This is a genomic window from Streptomyces corallincola, from assembly GCF_019104725.1.
In the GTDB taxonomy this organism is placed as follows: Bacteria; Actinomycetota; Actinomycetes; order Streptomycetales; family Streptomycetaceae; genus Streptomyces; species Streptomyces corallincola.
Genome location: NZ_JAHRXF010000008.1, coordinates 156,042 through 173,673, shown reverse-complemented (window position 1 = coordinate 173,673; position 17,632 = coordinate 156,042). Strand labels below are relative to the sequence as shown.

Sequence of the window (17,632 nt, the reverse complement as noted above, 5' to 3'; positions counted from 1 at the left end):
TGGTCCTTGGGTGGAGATCCGCCCCTCGGCGTCGAGAGTCAGGTCCCCGCGCAGGCGGGGGTGGTCCCACCGCTGACGCCAAGGCGCAGACCGAGCGGATGCTCAACGCCTACCGAGCCGAGCAGGTCCCCGCGCAGGCGGGGGTGGTCCCGAGACCCCCGACAGCTACCTGTCCGGCGGCGTCAGGTCCCCGCGCAGGCGGGGGTGGTCCCGACCCCACCACGCTGGGCGATCTGTGGCGAATCAGGTCCCCGCGCAGGCGGGGGTGGTCCCGGCTGGTGCGTGGGGTGGCGGGCGGGCGCTGGCAGGTCCCCGCGCAGGCGGGGGTGGTCCCGCCGTGACCTGCTGCGACTGGTGTGGACAGCGCAGGTCCCCGCGCAGGCGGGGGTGGTCCCAGTGGCAGCGCCGCGCCGTCCAGGTGCTGGTGCCAGGTCCCCGCGCAGGCGGGGGTGGTCCCTGCCGCAGACTCCCGAGGGTGTCTGCGATGAGCAGGTCCCCGCGCAGGCGGGGGTGGTCCCCGGAGACGAGGAAGTCGGTGAAGCGGCGCAGTCAGGTCCCCGCGCAGGCGGGGGTGGTCCCATCGGACATGTCGAACTGGCTGTCCATCAGGACAGCTCCCCGCGCAGGCGGGGGTGGTCCCTCGCCCAGGAGCACACGGAGCACGCAACCGAGCAGCTCCCCGCGCAGGCGGGGGTGGTCCCGCCGCTTCCCACTCCGGGTGTTCGGCCAGCGCCAGCTCCCCGCGCAGGCGGGGGTGGTCCCCCGGTCGCGCAGAACCCCCCGGCGCTGAACACCAGCTCCCCGCGCAGGCGGGGGTGGTCCCGTCATACCTGCAGCTCTCCATTGATGTCATTCCAGCTCCCCGCGCAGGCGGGGGTGGTCCCACGGCGCAGCAGACGACCCTGTCGGGGTCGATCAGCTCCCCGCGCAGGCGGGGGTGGTCCCGGAGGGTCTCCTGCACGTAGGTGGGTGGGCAGCAGCTCCCCGCGCAGGCGGGGGTGGTCCTTTCCGAAGGAAGGAACTTGTTTGTGAGGGTGACAGGTCCCCGCGCACGCGGGGGTGGTCCTTCCATCGGCTCCCCGATCACCTGCCACCGCTCCAGGTCCCCGCACACGCGGGGGTGGTCCCGTGCCGGTCGGTGGTCTCGACGGGCTGGGGTGCAGGTCCCCGCGCAGGCGGGGGTGGTCCCCTGTGCAAGGGCACCGTGCACGCATGGTGGATCAGGTCCCCGCGCAGGCGGGGGTGGTCCCCGGTCTCCGACCGCATCCCCCTGCACCGCTGGACAGGTCCCCGCGCAGGCGGGGGGTCCATCGTCCTCCTTGGCGGGGTAGGCCCGCAATCACAGATCCCCGCGCAGGCGGGGGTGGTCCCGTCCGGTGCGTGACGTCCTTCAGGCCCTGCTTCAGGTCCCCGCGCAGGCGGGGGTGGTCCCGGCCGGGACGTGTACCCGCGCGAGCAGTACGACAGGTCCCCGCGCAGGCGGGGGTGGTCCCTTGACCGCCTTGAGCATGTCGTACGGCCAGCGCAGCTCCCCGCACACGCGGGGGTGGTCCTTTGTCCCATTTCACGCGCATGATGCCGTCGGCCATCTCCCCGCACCTGCGGGGGTGGTCCCTGGGGCTGACGTCACAGAGGACGGCCCGCACCCAGCTTCCCCGCACACGCGGGGATGGCCCTTCATCCCAGAACCTATCCGGTCTCAAAGTGACGCAGTTCCCCGCACACGCGAGAGTGGCCCCACCTATGGGCGGCGCCGGAGCGTGCCCCCACCCCCAAACCCCCCTCACCCCACCCCCCTCCCAAACACAGCCCCCAACAGCAGTTGCGCGGCGCCCTCCGCAACCACCCCCGTGGGCCGGGGGGGTAGACGGACTGGGATGGGATTCGAGGAGATGCCCTCGCGCCAGGCGCGGGCTTCCAGGACCTCCCGTACTCCCTGGACGTACGTGTCAGGGGCCTCAAGGATCATTCGGCCGCCCAGCAGAATGAGGTCGATGTCCAGCAGCCCGACGAGATTTCCGGCCGCAACCCCCAACACCCGTGCGGCTTCCGGTACATCACCTCGCCCAGCAGCCGCGAGGCACAGCGCCTCCACGCAGCCGCGGTTGCCGCAGGAGCACAACGGGCCGTCCAGTTGCAGGACTTGGTGGCCGAACTCACCGGCACCGGTGCGGGCTCCCCGGTGTACGGTGCCGCCGATGACGAGGCTGGCGCCGAGCCCCGTACCGAGGTGGAGGTACGCGAAGGAGCCGTGGGCCGGAGCGGACGGGTCGAGGGCGAGGCCGAGGGCCGCCGCGTTGGTGTCCTTGTCGATGGCGACCGGGATACCGAGGCGGTCGGCGAGGGCGTCACGCAGGGGGTAGCCGTCCCATGCGGGGAAGCCGGTCACCCGGTGGAGTACGCCGCAGGTATGGTCCAGCGGGCCGGGTAGGGCCACCCCTACGCCGAGCAGAGTACGAACACCGGCCAACGCCTCCGGAGCCGTAGAGCCCGCAGAGCCCGCAGAGCCCGTAGAGGGCTTGCCCCCCGGCACACGCACCGGCGCCCCCGCCGCCCCCCGCACCGGCCGACCCCCCGGCGCCTCCCCCAGCACCTCCCCGACCAGCCCCCGTACCGCCTCCGCGACACCCCCCACCACCGTGTCCGCGCCCGCGCCGAGATCCACGGGCGCGCACCGCTCCCCCCGCACGCTGCCGTCCAAGTCCACGACAACCGCGCGGAGTTCGTCGCGGTCGAGGTGGACGCCGACCGCGTGACCGGCCTCGGGGACGAGGCGCAGTACGGTACGGGGCTTGCCGCCGGTGGAGGCGCGGCGACCGGCCTCGGCGGCGAGACCGTCCTCGCGCAGCCGGGCGGTGATCTTGCTGACGGCCTGCGGGGTCAGCCCGGTGCGTTCGGCGAGTTCGAGGCGGCTGATGCCGTCCCGACCGGCGGTACGCAGCAGGTTGAGCACCAGCGCGGCGTTGTGGCTGCGCAGCGCGAGCAGATTGGCCCCCGCCCCCGAACCACCACCTCGTACGGCCACCGGCACATCCACACCGGCACCCGCACCCGCACGAGCACCGGCACCGGCACCGGCACCCACCACCGCGCCCGCGCCGGACGCGGCACCCGCACCCCCAGCACCCTCCGCCCCCGCACCGACCCCACTCCACGTCTCGCTCATCACACCCCCATTCTCCCCGCCACTTGCACTTTGGCAACAGCGTTGCCAAAGTGGACGGCATGACTGGTACCCCCCTCCGCGTCGGCCTGGTCGGCTACGGCCTCGCAGGCTCTGTCTTCCACGCCCCGCTGACCGCCGCGACCGGTGGCCTGGCCCTGGACACGGTGGTGACCGCCAACCCGGAGCGCCAGGAGCAGGCCCGCGCCGAGTTCCCGGACGTACGCCTCGCCGCGACCCCGGACGAACTCTTCGCCCGCGCCGCCGAGTTGGACCTGATCGTGCTGGCATCGCCGAACAAGACGCACGTACCGCTCGCCACCGCCGCCCTGGAGGCGGGCCTTCCGGTCGTCGTGGACAAGCCGCTCGCCGCGACCGCCGCCGAGGCGCGCGGCCTGGCCGCCCTCGCGGACGAGCGCGGCCTGCTGCTCTCCGTCTTCCAGAACCGCCGCTGGGACAACGACTTCCTCACCCTGCGCGAGCTCATCGCGCGCGGCGACCTCGGTGACGTGCAGCGCTTCGAGTCCCGTTTCGAGCGCTGGCGCCCCAGCCTGAAGGGAGGCTGGCGGGAGTCCGGCGACCCGGCGGAGATCGGGGGCCTGCTCTACGACCTCGGCAGCCACGTCGTGGACCAGGCACTGGTGCTGTTCGGCCCGGCCGCCGAGGTGTACGCGGAGTCGGACGTCCGCCGTCCGGGCGCGGAGGCGGACGACGACACGTTCATCGCCGTCACCCACACGAGTGGCGTCCGTTCCCACCTGTACGTCTCCGCCACCACCGCCCAACTCGGCCCGCGTTTCCGGGTACTGGGCTCGCGCGCAGGCTACGTGAAGTACGGCCTGGACCCGCAGGAAGCAGCCCTCCGGGAGGGTGCCCGCCCCACCCCCGGCGGCGCGCCCTGGGGGGAGGAACCCGAGGAACTGTGGGGCCGCCTGGGCTCCGGCGAGTCCCCGGTCACCGGCGGCGGCACCCCCGTACCCACCCTCCCCGGCGACTACCCCGCCTACTACGCGGCCGTCGCCGCCGCCCTCACCGGCACCGGACCCAACCCGGTGACCGCACTGGAGGCCGCCGCCGCCCTCGACGTCCTCGAAGCGGCCCGCCGCTCCGCCCGCGACAAAGTGACGGTGACCCTGTGACCACGACCCCGCACCTCCCCACTCCGCACACCCCCACCTTGGACGAGCTGGCCGAGCAGGAACTCCGCCTGGTCTTCCGGCAGTTCACGTACGACGACGCCTGGGAACTGGGCAGCCTGCTGGTCGGGATGGCCCGCGAGCGCGCCGCGCCGGTCGCCATCGACATCCACCGCTCCGGCCAGCAGCTCTTCCACGCGGCGCTGCCCGGTTCCGTACCGGACAACGATGCCTGGATCGCCCGCAAGCGCCGTGTGGTCGAGCGCTACGGCGTCGCCTCGTACCGCGTCGGCGCCCGCTTCCGCGCCAAGGGCACCACGTTCGAGGAGTCCTCGCGGCTCGACCCGGACACCTACGCGGCGCACGGCGGCTCCTTCCCCGTCACCGTGGAGGGCGTCGGCGTGGTGGGCTCGGTCACCGTGTCCGGGCTCCCCCAGATCGAGGACCACGCGCTGGTGGTGGCGGCACTGGAACGGTTCCTCGGGAAGTAGGGCTGTCCCCCGGACCGTCCGGCACACCTCCCCTCCGGCCAACCCCCCTTAGCCCGGCCGGACTCCCCCTCCGGCTCTCCTCCTCCCAATCCTCCTGATCCTCCCTCCCTCCCGACACGCTCCGTCTTCCCCGCACGGCTTCCCCACCCCGGAATCCCGCGCGGCTCCCTCCGGTTGGCACCCGCGTGCACGACGATCGCTCGGGCAACCGTGTGCACGAGGATCACGGCACGACACCCGACCGGAGGGAACGCACCCGATGACCGACCAGGCGGACGGCGCACGCGCCGTCAAGGACAGCATCGGCCGCTACGGCGTCTGGAGCACCGGGCTCCGCTCGGAGGACCCGGCCCGGCGGGGGGCCATCGCGGAGGCCGCCGCCGAACTGGAGGACCTCGGTTTCGGCGCCGCCTGGCTCGGCGGCAGCAGCGCCGCCCGGCACGCCGTACCCCTGCTGGAGGCGACGACCCGTCTCGTCGTCGGCACCAGCATCCAGAGCATCTGGCAGTACACCCCCGAGGAGAGCGCCGCCGGGTACGCGGAGGTCGCGGGCGCCCACCCCGGCCGCTTCCTGCTCGGTCTCGGCGCGAGCCACGCCAAGCTGGCGGAGCAGTACCACCGCCCGTACTCCTCCCTCGTCGGCTACGTGGACGACCTCGACGCGGCCGGAGTGCCCGCCGGGGACATGGTCCTCGCGGCCCTCCGCCCGAAGACGCTCGCCCTGTCCCGCGACCGGGCGGCCGGCGCCATCCCCTACCTCGTCACCCCGGAACACACCGTGCGGGCCCGCGAGCTGCTGGGTCGATCCCCCTTGCTGGCACCGGAGTTCGGGGTCGTCCTGGAGACCGACCCGGACCGTGCCCGCACACTGGCCCGCGGGCACCTGGAGATGTACCTGACCCTCCCCAACTACACCGGCAACTTCCTGCGGCTCGGCTTCACCGAGGACGACCTCGCGGACGGAGGCAGCGACCGGCTGATCGACGCCCTGTACGCGTGGGGCGACGACAGCCGCATCCGCACCCGGATCGACGCCTTCCTGGACGCGGGCGCGGATCATGTGGCACTCCAGGTGGTGGAACAGGCCGGGTCGGACGACCTGCCCCGAGCGGCTTGGCGGCGGCTGGCGGGGGTCCTGCTGGGCTGAGGGGGAGCGGGCGGGCGCTCGCCGGTCGGGCAGGCGGGCTGCGGGCGGGTACTCGTCGGCAGGGCGGGTGCTCGTCGGTCGGGTGAACGTCCGCCGATCGGGCGGTACTTGCCGGTCGAGCCGGGCGGTTGCTGTGGCGGTCGGCCGACCGGCCACCGCCGGGCACCGCGACGAACCTCCGCGCCGAACCGGCGACGGTGCCCGGCGTACGCCCGCTCTCCCCCGCGCCCACCCCCTCGTTCGGTCACCCCCGGAGAGCCGGGCTCCGCGACCGGTCGTCGTGGAAGGTACGACGGCCGCGGAGCGCACCCCTCACGCGTCCTTCATCTCCTGCCGCTGCCGACCCAGGCCCTCCACCTCCAGTTCGACCACGTCACCGGCGCGCAGATACGGCTTGGGCTCGGGGCGGCCGAGAGCGACACCCGCCGGGGTACCGGTGTTGATCACATCACCGGGGTACAGCGTCATGAAGCGGCTCAGGTACGCCACCACCTCCCCCACCGGGAAGATCTGGTCGGCGGTCGTACCGTCCTGCTTCAACTCCCCGTTCACCCAGGTCCGCAGCCCCAGGTTCTGCGGGTCGGGCACCTCGTCGGCCGTCACCAGCCAGGGTCCGAGCGGGCTGAACGTCTCGCAGTTCTTGCCCTTGTCCCAGGTCCCGGCACGCTCGATCTGGAACTCCCGCTCGGACACGTCGTTGGCGACCATGTATCCGGCGACGTGCGCGAGTCCCTCCTCCGCCGACTCCAGATAGCGGGCGGTACGGCCCACCACGACCGCGAGTTCGACCTCCCAGTCCGTCTTGGTCGCCCCACGCGGCACCAGCACGGTGTCGTCCGGTCCGACGACCGTGTCCGGCGCCTTGAGGAACACCACCGGCTCCGCGGGCGGCTCGGCACCGGTCTCCCCCGCGTGGTCACGGTAGTTGAGGCCGATGCAGACGATCTTGCCGATACCGGCGAGCGGCGGACCGATGCGCGGATCGGCCGCGTCCAGCACCGGCAGTCCACCGGACGCGGCGGCCTCCCGCACCCGGCCCAGTGCCTCCTCGTCGGCGAGCAACGCCCCGTCGATGTCGGCCACGACACCCGACAGGTCGCGCACCATACCGTCGGCGTCGAGCAGCGCCGGGCGCTCCGCCCCGGCCGGACCCACACGCAGCAGCTTCATGGTCACCATCTCCCTCGATCACGGCACGTCGGGCCGTTGGATGCGGCCATCGCGGGACTGTTCGATCCTCCGAGCCCCCGGTCCGGTCCGCAAGACCATGTTCATGGACCGGACCGGGGCCCGCGCGCCCTCGGCGGCCCGCCTCAGCGGGCCAGTACGACCCTCTCTACTGCCGTCCACGTGGTGCTGGTGACGACGTACAGCGCGGCGGCCAGCGGTACGACGGCCACGGTGGCGAGGGTCAGGAAGGAGAGGTACGGCGCGACGCGGCCCGCGGCGGCCAAGCCGGGTATCTGCTCACCGGAGCCGTTGCCGACGGCACTGCTCCCACCAGTGCCGTTCCCCCTGCCCCGGCCCTTCGCCTTGCCCGCGTCCTCTCCCGTACGCAGGTCCTTGTCGTTGCCGGAGCCCGACGAGGTCCGCGATACGGATGGGCGCGCTGGCGTGGTTGCGGCCGAGGTCGCGGCCGTACGGAAGGCCGCGTCCGCCGTACGCCTCGCGCGGATCACATTGACCGTGGCGACGGCGGCGACCAGGGCGAAGAGTGCGACGTACACCAGCCCCGCCGAGCCGAACGGGCCGCCGTGCGCGAGCGCGTCCAACCAGTGTCCGGCGAGCGGGGCGGAGAGCAGGGTGTGGCTGAGCAGGCCGCCCGCCGCACCGGCGGACGACCCGGTGAAGAGGTGGTACAGCAGGAAGAACACGGGCAGTTGGAGCAGACCGGGTAGGAGACCGGAGAACGGCGAGACCTTCTCTTCGGCATGCAGCTCCAGGACCGCCCGCCGCAGCCGCTCGGGGTCACGGGCGTGCTTGCGGCGCAGTTCCGCGAGTCGTGGCTGGAGCCGGGCGCGGGCTCGCGTACCGCGTGCGGCGGCCCGTGCGAGGGGGTGGGCGAGGAGTCGGACGAGTGCGGTGAACAGGACGATCGCGGCCGCGGTGGCCGAGGCCCCGCAGAGCGGCTGGAGCAGGTCGGCGAGTTGCTCGACCAGGCGGGCGAAGACGGACATGGCTGAACCCTCCACAGGGGTACGCGTCGGGGCGGGCCCACGGGCCCGGTGTCGGCATGGCCGCACAGCCGCGCGGCCGGGCGGTGACGCGGCTCAGGGCTGCGGCACGGCGGGCGGCGCGGTGATGCGGTACTGCTGGTGTCGGATGCGACGACCCGCGTGAAGGGCGCGAGGGGTACGCGGGAGCGTGACGCTCAACAGCGGCTGGAAAAGGGGCACTTACCGAGGTGTGGAGTGCCCGCGTGTCCTGTGATCACCGCTGTCCGGCGGGTGTCCGCCGAGCGCTACGCGTGGGTCGTCAGGAAGGTGAGTCCGGGTGCCCGGGGCCTGCAGCGCCCGGCTGCGTCGGGGTCGCGCTGCGGGAGGAACGCCGTGCGCCGGTCGCGGTCCCGTATCGCCGTGCGCACCCGGGTGGGCGGAACGGCGGGGACGGAGCGGGCGGCGGCGACCGAGCAGAGCACGAGGGCCCACCCGGCGGCGGCGGTCGCGGCGAGCGCGACGGTTATGGAGAGGGCCCCGGTGCCGAGAAGCATGCCGTGCAGCACGACCAGCCCGGCCACGAGTGTCAGGGCGTGCGGAAATGCTGCGGTGTGAGGAAATGCTGCGGTCTGCCGCCTCGCGGTGTCGTCGTCGTGCACGGTCCCCTCCTCTCGTCGCGGTCAGGCTACCCGCCGGTCACGGCTCCGAAATCACCGGATCGGGTGGTGATTTCGGACTGGCGTTCGGGCAAGCTCCGGGCAGTGGCGGCGCGTCCTGACAGCCGCACGGTGACGGCGAGGCAGACGGTTCGCCATGCCTCGATCGCGGGGGTACCGGCCCAGCGGCCGACGAGGACGAGGACCGTACCGGGGAGCACGGCGGCGGCGAGGAGGAGCAGGGACCAGTGGGGGGGCAGGGCGCCGGGGGGGCGGCGGTAGGCGTAGGCACCGCCATTCCGGGAGGGGCGCGGGGGTGTGGGCTGCCGTGGAGGCGCCGTCAGCCATCGCGTCAGTACCCCGCCCCGCCTGCGCACGCGCCCCACGACCGGAGCACAGGGCGGATGATCCGACCGATCCGGATCGAACCGACGACCACGGCACAAGCTGTGGACGGGGACGGCACCCCCGCGACGGGGCGCGCTGCAGGGCGGCCCGTGCGGTACGGGCAGCCGCGTCGGTGTGGGGCCGCCGGACACAGGGGCCGACCGGGCCTCACTTTTGTCGGCGCCCGGCAGTACGGTGTCCCCCATGCGCCCCGACACGCCTGCCGAGAACGTCGATCATCTGGCCGAGGCGGCCCGTCTGGAACGGACCGCCGATCTGTACCCCGAGGACGCCGAAGCCCTGCTGTTGCGCGCCGCGGCCCACCTGGAGCTGTCCGGCGACCGCCCGGCCGCGACGACGCTCTACGACCGCCTGCTGACCCAGCCCGCCACGCTGGAGAACCCGTCCCTGGTCCGCGCCCTGAAGGCGTCGAACCTGTGGGAGTACGGGCACGAGGCGGAGGCGCGGGCGATCATCGACGGCGTACGGCTGTCGGCCCCCCGCGACCCGGCGCCGTGGGTGATCGTGGCGGAGTCGCTGGAGTCGCACGACGAGCTGGAGGCGGCGGAGGAGACGTTCTCGGAGGGGGCGTCGCTGCTGCTGGCCGGGGTGGCGGAGCCGCCGCGCGCCACCTACCCGCTGCTCTACGGCCGCCACCGGGTGCGCCGCATGCTGGGCCGCCCGCACGACGAGCAGGACACCCTGGCGGACGCGCTGCACGAGGCCCGGCTCTCCCCGGCGGCCCCGGTCTCGCTGGACGAGCTGCACGACCCGAAGCGGGTGTGGTCCCTCGGCTCCGACAACCCCGCCGAGCTGGCGGCCGAGATCTCCCGCCTCCGCGCGGAACTCGGCGCCTACCGCGAGGCGCTGTCCCGCCCCTTCCCGGTCGCCGTCCTCCACTGGCCGGCCGCCGAACTCACCGAACTCCTCGCGGCCTACCCGGACCTGGCGACCGAATACCCGTCCCACCCCGAGCACCTCACGACCATAGAGTCCAGCCTCCGCGAACTCTCCGCCTCCGGCACCCCCAACCTCGGCATCGTCACCGGCACCGTCCCCTCCTACGAAGCCTTCGCCGCCTCCGAAGCCGCCTCCCCCCAGGACCCCACCCTCCTCCCCCAGTACGCCACCACCCTCGCGGCCCGAGGCCGAGCGGTGGCGTGGCCGCCGCAGCGGGGGGCGGAGTGCTGGTGCGGGACGGAGGAGGCGTACGCGGACTGTCATGGCGGGTGACGCCGCGAGACCAGGCCGATGACGTGTCTGAAGACCCGCTGTGGACAGCTCCCGAGGGTTCCTGGGCCTCGTCAGCGGCGCGTCGGCGCAACATGCAGGCCATCCGCAGCCGCGACACCAAGCCGGAGAAGCTGATCCGGCGGCTCGTCCATGCCAAGGGCCTGCGGTACCGCGTCGCCGCTCGTCCTCTGCCCGGCCTTCGCCGGACGGCGGATCTCGTCTTCCGCCCGGCGAAGGTGGCTGTTTTCATCGACGGCTGCTATTGGCATGGCTGCCCGGAGCATTACGTCCCGCCGAAAACGAACTCCGGCTACTGGTCGGAAAAGGTAGTCCGCAATGTGGAGCGGGACCGGGATACCGACCAGCACTTGAAAGAAGCTGGGTGGCTCGTGCTCCGCTTCTGGGAGCACGAGCCGTCAGACACTTGCGCGGAGACGATTGCCACTACGGTGCGACTCCGCCGGGCCCGCAGCAGGGTTGATGACTGACACCGGAAATGCGATCTGCTCCGGTTCGTACTTCTCCGGCACCGCACCATCGGCGTCGATCTCGTAGTCACGTAGAAAACTCTCACGAGATTCCGGCCGCAGAACGGCTGCGATGGCGCGGCCAATCGCTTCTGCCACAGGCGGCGGAAAAGCATTTCCAACCTGACGGTACCGGGCTGTTTTCCGGCCCTGGAACTGCCAGTCCGCTGGAAATCCCTGGATAATCGCTGCCTGCTCAACCGTCAGCATGGGGCCAGCGGGGCGGAAGAGGTCCCTTTCCGGAACACATGTTTCAGGGTCGTTGGCGATGCCCATTCCATCCACGCCCAGCACCTGCCAGGCACGCTTTGCCCTAGTGGGGCCAAGGTCCGCACCTCCATGCTTCCGAGACCCCCCTACCAGGGTAGGAGCGATGCCCTTGCCGAGAGCGTCCGCCTCAGTCGCCTTGCGCAGCCACTCATTGAACACCTGCTCGCCGGTCCGCTCGCCCGGTTTGGGCGGCTGGCCGAACTGGTTGGTTTTCCAGAATGGGCGGCAGCGGGCCTCCATACTGGCGAACAGCTCGGAAAGGACTGTTGCTTGCTTGCCCTTGAGTGCCGTTGGCCATACAAACCCATGCGGAGACTGCTTGGACTTATCCTTCCGAATAGCAACTAGAATAGCGCGAGGCCGCAGTTGGGGAACACCAAAATTACTGGCATCGACCCGCCGCCACACCTTGCGCATGGCGCGGTCCTGCTCCCGAGCAGACCAGTTTTCTTTGATCTCAGGGACTTCATACTCCCAGTCCCTCAGTTTTTTGAGAATTTCCCTGCGATAGTCAATGAATACTTCCGGGGGTTCCAGAATGCCCCGGACATTTTCGATCATGACCGCTTCAGGGAGAAGCTTCTCAATAATATCCAAAGCATCAGGGAAAAGGTCACGCTCGTCATCGCTGCCCAATTGCTTGCCCGCAAGAGAGAAGGGGGGGCAGGGCACGCCGCCTGCGAGCAGACCCAGATCGCCTCGTTTCGCGGGGAGGCAACTGGTCTCAGAACTCAGAAATTCCTTCACATCCCCAGGGCGAAGCTCATCAGCACGCTCCCGTCCCCACCCAGGCCATCCCGCCACATTCGCCCGCAGAGTGGCCACCGCGTGCTGGTCCCACTCCACGAGGTCAAGATGGTCAAAGCCCGCGTTGTGCAGTCCAACGGCTTGTCCGCCCGCGCCGGCACAGATCTCGACCGAGGTCAGTGGCCGGGCAAAGCGCGGACGCTCACGACCGCTGGCGCTCATAGCGTTCCTTCCAGGGTTGACTCGCAACAGATGCCCGCGCTCAGGAGTCTTGATCACTTGCTGACTCTTAAGCACACGACACCCACGAGTGTCCCATCACCCCGGCCCTGACCAGTGTCCGGGCCAGAACTGAGGCAGGAACCGCTCAAGAACTATGTGATGTCGCTCACCGGCCGACCCCCGGCCTGCCCATATGACGCAACAGTGCCTCAATATCACCAGGTGCCAGCCCCGCCGCCACCGAAGGTTCTTCCTCAAGGTCAGCAAGCTGCTGGACTGTGGGGTCGTCCAGGATCTTGCCCATGAACTCAAGTTTCTGGTCCATCCGCACCTCGACCACCTCGTCGATGGTCTTGCGCGCCGCGAGCACGGTAACCCTTGTCTCCGTGCCCGGCGCCAGCCCGAGCCGGTGGATACGGTCCAGGCTCTGGAGGTAGCGGCCGGCCATGAAGTCCCTGTCCACATAGACGGCGTCGTGACAGACATGGTGGAGGCTGATTCCCTCACCCAGGGTCGCCGGGTTCGAGATCAATACCATGCAGCTGGGATCCTCCCGGAACCGGCGGAGTTGTTCCTCCCGGTCGGGTGTCCCGCCGTACACCACGGCAGGCCCGTACTTCTCCAGCATCTGGGCCAGTGTGGTCAGGCTGCGCACGAAAGTCGTCCAGACCAGCGTCTTCCGGCCCTGTGCCGCGTTCTCAGCGACGATGGCCAGCGTTTCCTTGTACTTGGGCGACAGTTCGTAGTCCGGAAGGTTCTGCATCAGGAAGTACAGGGAGCTGCCGGAGGGAATCTCCAGCGGCGGCAACTGGTAGGCGAGAGGTTCGTACTTGGTGGCTCCCTCCAGCAACAGGGCCGGACTGGTGGCCGCCATCAGCAGCCGGAGCGCGGTCTTGCCCAGAGAGCTGAGGTCTTCGCGGGTGGTGCCAGCGGACATGCCGCCCACCAGCGAGCTGTAGATCTCCGCGTGCAGGTCGGGCATGTCCAGGTACCGCATGCGCAGGGTCATGGGCGGCAGACCGAGTTCCTGCTTGGTCGTACGGGTGAACAGCGGTCTGAGCACCTGGCTGGCGTAGGCCAGATCGCCGCCGGCCACGGCCCTGGTCACCGCGCGCTGCCCGTGCCCCGGCCAGACGAAGCCCAGGAGGTTCTCCAGGTCCTTGGATCCGTTCGGCGCCGGCGTGCCCGTGAGAATCAGACGACGTTCGGCCAGCGGCCCCAGCGCCATGCACGCGGCGCCGTACGTACCACGGGCTCCCAGCTTCATCCGGTGCGCCTCGTCCAGAATGATCATTGAGGGTGCGGCCCTGAGCCAGCTGGCGAGCAGGGGCAGCGATCGGTCCAGCCGCTCGTAGTTGACGATCAGTACCTCCGCCCACTGGTCCAGGGGGCCTTCCAGCACATGCGTGCGCAGGGGATAGGTGAAACTGCCCCCTGTCTCGTAACTCCATGACTCGTAAGCGGACTTGGGGCATACGACCAGCAGCCGGGTGGCGTTGCCCGCGGCGCGCTGGGCAGCGTAGACGGCGAGTGCGGTCCGGGTCTTGCCGGCGCCGGGCACACTGAAGTTCGCCCCATGCCCCAGAGACAGGAGCTTGGCGATGTCCCGGCGCTGGAACTCGTTGAGGTCGGCCTTCCAGTCGTCACCGAGCATCCCCGGCACATCATCCGGGGCGACTTCGCCTGGCACCTCGGTGCCGGACAGCCGCTCCCCGACCCGCCGGGCGTCCTGGACAACTCCCGTGACGAGCCTCTGGAGTTCGGGTGCCCACTGAACGCCCTGGTGGTCGGGCCATCCGCTGAGCACACTCAGGTCAGCGAGAAGATCGTCCAGCGCCACGGAGGCGGACAGCGTGCCAAGCTGGCCGCCGCTGCGGAACCGGGCAGCCAGCTCAACGAGATCCTGACGGTAGCGCTCGGTGGTCCGCAGGACCACACGCGTGCGCGAGTCGTCGAGACCAAGCAGCAGAGACGTTTCCGTCACTGAGCCCCCTCGGCGACAGCGGCGGCGAGCAGCCAGGTGACCCCGTCACCGGGATTCGGAATGCCACGGCCGGCCTGCTGAGCGAGCTTGCGCAGACTGTTCTGGAGCTTCACCACCGCGTCGTCGAAGGCTTCCTCGTCAAGGCTGTTGGAGGTCCGGGCCTGGACGAGTTCCACGACGCACTGATCGATATTGGCGCAGGCGTCTGCGAGCCGGGCCGGAGCGAGCTGCTTCCGCTTGCGGACACGCGCGTCCCGGCCGTGACTGTCGATCGCGCGGTCGAAGGCGCCCTTGGCGTTGTCGAGGAGCGCCTGGGCCTGGGCTTTCTCACTGTCGGGCAGTGCGGCGGCCATGTTACGGACGGTGGCGGCAGCGCGCAGGATGCGGTCGTTCAGCTCACGGGCAGCGGACACCGCGGACGTGGCCGCCGGCACTTCCAGCCCCAGTCCGGGGATGGAGACGGCCACGGCCGGGGCGGCGGACTCTCCCTGCGCCAGCTCTCCTGGGAGTTCCTTCCCCAGGTAACCCGCTTGCAGGAACACCTCGTCGATGTGCCGGACGTCCGTCTTGGAGAAGTCCATGAGGATGGCGGCCAGCCGCCATTCCTTGAGGATCTCGGCCTGGTCCCGGTCCAGGCTCTCCAGCCTCACGTACAGGCGCTGAAGCTCCTTGAGCCGCTCCTGGGCACCCTCCCAGTCAACAAGCCGCAGCGCGATGCCCCCGCCGCTCGCGCTGCGGTCGTTCAGATCCTTGATAACGCTGAGAATCCAGCGCTCCTGGTGATAAGTCGCCGTCCGGATGCGGAACTCTCTGGCGATCTGTTCCGGCGTGCGGCCGAGCGCTGCCTGCTCCTCCATCGCCAGGAGACGGTTGATGTAGGAGTAGTCACGGCGCTGGTCCTGGCGGAGCTGGAGGGCCAGCTCGACGGCATCGACGTCAGCCTGCGTGAACGACGACGGGAGCACACCCACCCGCATGGTCTGCTGGCCGAGTTTGCGCAGGGCGACGGCGCGCGTATTGCCGTTGACCAGGACACCGTGGTGGGTGACGAGACCGGGATCGTTCTGGCCGAACTGCTGCAGGTCGTCCTTCAGCTTGTCGAAATCAGGGTCGCGCAGGTCCGGGTTGGCGGGCCGGGCCATGAGCAGGGCGCTCAGATACTCCTGCCCCTTCTCGCCGAAGGGGTCCCTGTCCAGGTTCTCGTCCTGGTCCGGTTTGTGCGACCGCTGCGCGCGGATGCGGTGCGTGCCGGGGTTCAGATACAGACCGCCCAGCGGCAGGTCGATGACATCGACATGGATCTGCTGCCCGTTCCAGTCAACGGTGACCGTCTCCCGGGTGCCTCCCGACTCCTTCACCTCATCAAGCCTCTTCTTGATCAGGTCGCTGAACTGCTCCGCACGCGGCGGCGGCGGAAACTCCCTCACCATGACTCTTCCCTCCCTTTGTGCTGCCGGTCCTGTCCCGCTTGGCTGCCGGAACCCGGTCAGCGAGCCGTCTCATCCAGGGTCCGCGCCAGCTCGGCACGCGAATCCGCGGGCAGGGACCGGTAGATGCCCCACACCTTCTCCAGTGGGTGGAAGGTGCGCTGGTCCGCCTCGATCCACTTCGCCAGGAGGCTCTGTTCCAGAGGGGCAAGGGCCTCTACGAGTTCCTGCAACATGTCCAGGTCAACCTCGCGCTCCTTGCCTCCGCCAGAACCGCAGCGCTTGCATTCGGTGATGAGCTGGTACTCCGCCTCGCCAGAACGCATCACCTTACGGCGGGCTACATTCAGCTTGGCCAGGTCGATACCACCGCTGCCCTCGTATGCCTCGCCGGCCCCGACACCGCACGACCTGCACAGGAAGTTGTCATCCCTGAGCACCTTGGCCCGCTGGGTGTCGGTCAGACTCGCCTTGTGCTTGGGCGCCTTGGACCTGCCGGGGATCCACACGTCGGCACCGCGGGTCACGAAACGCTGTTCCTGCTGGAGCAGGGACGGGTCATCGCGGCTCGTATCGATACGCCAGCCGTGGTCACGCAGGTCACGCAGACGGCGGTCAATCTGGGCGACCTCCGGGAATGCCTCCCGCAGCTGCGACTTGGTGAAGACCTCTCCCTCGCCCACCTCCGTCAGCAGCCACAGCGCGCCCCGCACCATGCTGCCGAACTTCTCGTCCTGGTAGGACGGGATCTGCTCCATGCGGCAATACCTCCGAGTATTTCACTGACACATGCCAAGCGGGTACACCGTCAGCATGCGAAGCGGACACATCCCGCGCTCTATCCGAACGGAGATGCGTACGGGCTTCGCAGTCCCCCCACTACACAGCGGCTCACGGAAAAGCTCACACCACGAGTGCCTCACATGTCCAGCCCGATTCTCCATCTTCAGGACTTGCTCGGGTCAAGCAAGTTAAAGCGGCGACTTGCTTACGGAAAAGCAATTCTGCTTTTTGAAAGCAAGGAAACTGGTGAGCAATCGCAGGACTGGAGAACAGGTCAACTGATGCACAATGAAGTCGAGCACACACCAGCTATGACCTGCACCAATCGGGACTTACTGGCCCATAGGGGGACGAGAGACTTCATGGCATCGACCACGGCAGATGGCCGGGCGGCGTCGCGCAGGCGCTCCTGGCTGGATAAGCCCATCCCGGAATCGATTCCTCCGCGGAAACGGCAGCTGGCGTTGGCACTCCACTCCTTGTTCGTCCTGCTGCGACGGCATGAGGACGGCAATTCCAGGGCAATGACGCACGACATGCCCAGCCAGCAAGAGGCGGCGGACCGTTTTAACTCCGATTCATCCTCCTTGTCCCGCTATCTCTCCGACATTAGAGTTCCCAAAGCGCCCTTTTTGCGCGCTCTCCACGAAGCGGCGGAGGCGGATGCCGTCGCCGCTGGCAAAGAGGTCGGCATCACCCTGGCGGATCTGCTGGATCTGCACAGGCTCGCGGTCCGCGAACGCAGAGGCGAACTGCCAGAGCAGCGGGGCGAGCCCGGCGGAACATGCCTCTCCTGCCATGAGTGCGAGCGGCAGCTCTCGTCGGCGAGGAAGTACGCGCAGCTCATGAACGGCAAAGTACGGGTACTGAAGAGGAAGAACGCCGCTCTGCGGACCCGTCGGGCCGACGCTCGTCGGCGTCCGGAAACCGTTACTCCGCTGCCGGTCCCCCATCAGACGGGGGACCGGCAGCGGAACAACAAGCCTTTGGCCACGGCAAAGCAAGTGGCGGCCCAGGCGGCGGCCCTGAACAGGGCGGGCAGAGCCGACGAAGCGTTCAACACCGTACGGCGGACCGCCACGGAGCTTCTGACCCCGGTCGAGACCGCCCTGCTCATCCTCGAACTAAGAGCGGAGAAGCAGGACTTGCTCGCGGACAACCTCATCCACGTCTACGGACGCGACGAGAGCGCCGCGCGCGTCATCGTGGCTTCTGCCGCGCTGCACGACGCGGGCGCGGCTAACGAGGCCGGCACGCTTCTGCGGGCGTCCCTGCGGTAGCGGCCGGCCGCCTTTCCCCGCGC

14 protein-coding genes and 1 CRISPR repeat array are annotated in these 17,632 nt (G+C 69.9%); of the genes, 6 read left to right on the top strand and 8 right to left on the bottom strand.

Annotated features, from left to right (window positions below):
* Nucleotides 1-39 precede the first annotated feature (39 nt).
* Nucleotides 40-1,250: direct repeats of the CRISPR family, unit length 29 nt; unit sequence CAGGTCCCCGCGCAGGCGGGGGTGGTCCC.
* A 533-nt stretch (nucleotides 1,251-1,783) separates the two neighbouring features.
* Nucleotides 1,784-3,166, bottom strand: a complete 1,383-nt coding sequence (locus tag KUM39_RS08685; RefSeq protein WP_217784849.1) for an ROK family transcriptional regulator — start codon at nucleotides 3,164-3,166, stop codon at nucleotides 1,784-1,786.
* A gap of 59 nt (nucleotides 3,167-3,225) precedes the next feature.
* Between KUM39_RS08685 and KUM39_RS08680 the strand changes: the two genes are divergently transcribed.
* The 3 genes from KUM39_RS08680 to KUM39_RS08670 all read left to right on the top strand — a co-directional run bounded on the left by KUM39_RS08680 (nucleotide 3,226) and on the right by KUM39_RS08670 (nucleotide 5,937).
* On the top strand, nucleotides 3,226-4,302 hold the full coding sequence (locus KUM39_RS08680; protein WP_217784848.1) for a Gfo/Idh/MocA family oxidoreductase: 1,077 nt from the start codon (nucleotides 3,226-3,228) through the stop codon (nucleotides 4,300-4,302).
* The gene (locus KUM39_RS08675; protein ID WP_217784847.1) at nucleotides 4,299-4,790 is read left to right on the top strand and encodes a heme-degrading domain-containing protein; all 492 of its coding nucleotides are present in this window, start codon (nucleotides 4,299-4,301) and stop codon (nucleotides 4,788-4,790) included. Before KUM39_RS08680 ends, KUM39_RS08675 begins: the two co-directional genes overlap by 4 nt.
* Before the next feature lie 259 nt (nucleotides 4,791-5,049).
* On the top strand, nucleotides 5,050-5,937 hold the full coding sequence (locus tag KUM39_RS08670; RefSeq protein WP_217784846.1) for an LLM class F420-dependent oxidoreductase: 888 nt from the start codon (nucleotides 5,050-5,052) through the stop codon (nucleotides 5,935-5,937).
* A 312-nt stretch (nucleotides 5,938-6,249) separates the two neighbouring features.
* Here KUM39_RS08670 and KUM39_RS08665 read toward each other — a convergent pair whose 3' ends face one another.
* The 3 genes from KUM39_RS08665 to KUM39_RS08655 form a co-directional block, all read right to left on the bottom strand.
* Complete coding sequence (locus KUM39_RS08665) at nucleotides 6,250-7,107, bottom strand: fumarylacetoacetate hydrolase family protein (RefSeq protein WP_217784845.1); 858 nt, start codon at nucleotides 7,105-7,107, stop codon at nucleotides 6,250-6,252.
* 143 nt (nucleotides 7,108-7,250) lie between these two features.
* Nucleotides 7,251-8,114 carry a membrane protein insertase YidC gene (gene yidC, locus KUM39_RS08660; protein ID WP_217784844.1) on the bottom strand — a complete coding sequence of 288 codons (864 nt, stop codon included), beginning with the start codon at nucleotides 8,112-8,114 and terminating at the stop codon, nucleotides 7,251-7,253.
* 284 nt (nucleotides 8,115-8,398) lie between these two features.
* The gene (locus tag KUM39_RS08655; RefSeq protein ID WP_246619834.1) at nucleotides 8,399-8,647 is read right to left on the bottom strand and encodes a DUF6412 domain-containing protein; all 249 of its coding nucleotides are present in this window, start codon (nucleotides 8,645-8,647) and stop codon (nucleotides 8,399-8,401) included.
* Nucleotides 8,648-9,340: 693 nt separating this feature from the next.
* Here KUM39_RS08655 and KUM39_RS08650 point away from each other — a divergent pair.
* Both KUM39_RS08650 and KUM39_RS08645 read left to right on the top strand, forming a co-directional pair.
* Entirely contained in the window at nucleotides 9,341-10,369 is a 1,029-nt protein-coding gene (locus KUM39_RS08650) for a hypothetical protein (RefSeq protein ID WP_217784843.1), read from the top strand.
* Nucleotides 10,366-10,857, top strand: a complete 492-nt coding sequence (locus KUM39_RS08645; protein WP_308288085.1) for a very short patch repair endonuclease — start codon at nucleotides 10,366-10,368, stop codon at nucleotides 10,855-10,857. Before KUM39_RS08650 ends, KUM39_RS08645 begins: the two co-directional genes overlap by 4 nt.
* Here KUM39_RS08645 and KUM39_RS08640 read toward each other — a convergent pair.
* The 4 genes from KUM39_RS08640 to KUM39_RS08625 all read right to left on the bottom strand — a co-directional run bounded on the left by KUM39_RS08640 (nucleotide 10,786) and on the right by KUM39_RS08625 (nucleotide 16,304).
* A complete protein-coding gene (locus KUM39_RS08640) occupies nucleotides 10,786-12,135 on the bottom strand; it encodes a DNA cytosine methyltransferase (RefSeq protein ID WP_217784842.1) in 1,350 nt (449 codons plus the stop codon). The genes KUM39_RS08645 and KUM39_RS08640 overlap by 72 nt on opposite strands.
* 166 nt (nucleotides 12,136-12,301) lie before the next feature.
* Entirely contained in the window at nucleotides 12,302-14,119 is a 1,818-nt protein-coding gene (locus tag KUM39_RS08635; protein ID WP_217784841.1) for a DEAD/DEAH box helicase, read from the bottom strand.
* Nucleotides 14,116-15,549, bottom strand: a complete 1,434-nt coding sequence (locus KUM39_RS08630) for a ParB N-terminal domain-containing protein (RefSeq protein ID WP_217784840.1) — start codon at nucleotides 15,547-15,549, stop codon at nucleotides 14,116-14,118. The genes KUM39_RS08635 and KUM39_RS08630 overlap by 4 nt, the downstream gene beginning before the upstream one ends.
* A 56-nt stretch (nucleotides 15,550-15,605) precedes the next feature.
* A complete protein-coding gene (locus KUM39_RS08625; protein ID WP_217784839.1) occupies nucleotides 15,606-16,304 on the bottom strand; it encodes a KpnI family restriction enzyme N-terminal domain-containing protein in 699 nt (232 codons plus the stop codon).
* 387 nt (nucleotides 16,305-16,691) lie between these two features.
* Here KUM39_RS08625 and KUM39_RS08620 point away from each other — a divergent pair, with 387 nt between their 5' ends.
* On the top strand, nucleotides 16,692-17,609 hold the full coding sequence (locus KUM39_RS08620) for a hypothetical protein (protein ID WP_217784838.1): 918 nt from the start codon (nucleotides 16,692-16,694) through the stop codon (nucleotides 17,607-17,609).
* Nucleotides 17,610-17,632 lie beyond the last annotated feature (23 nt).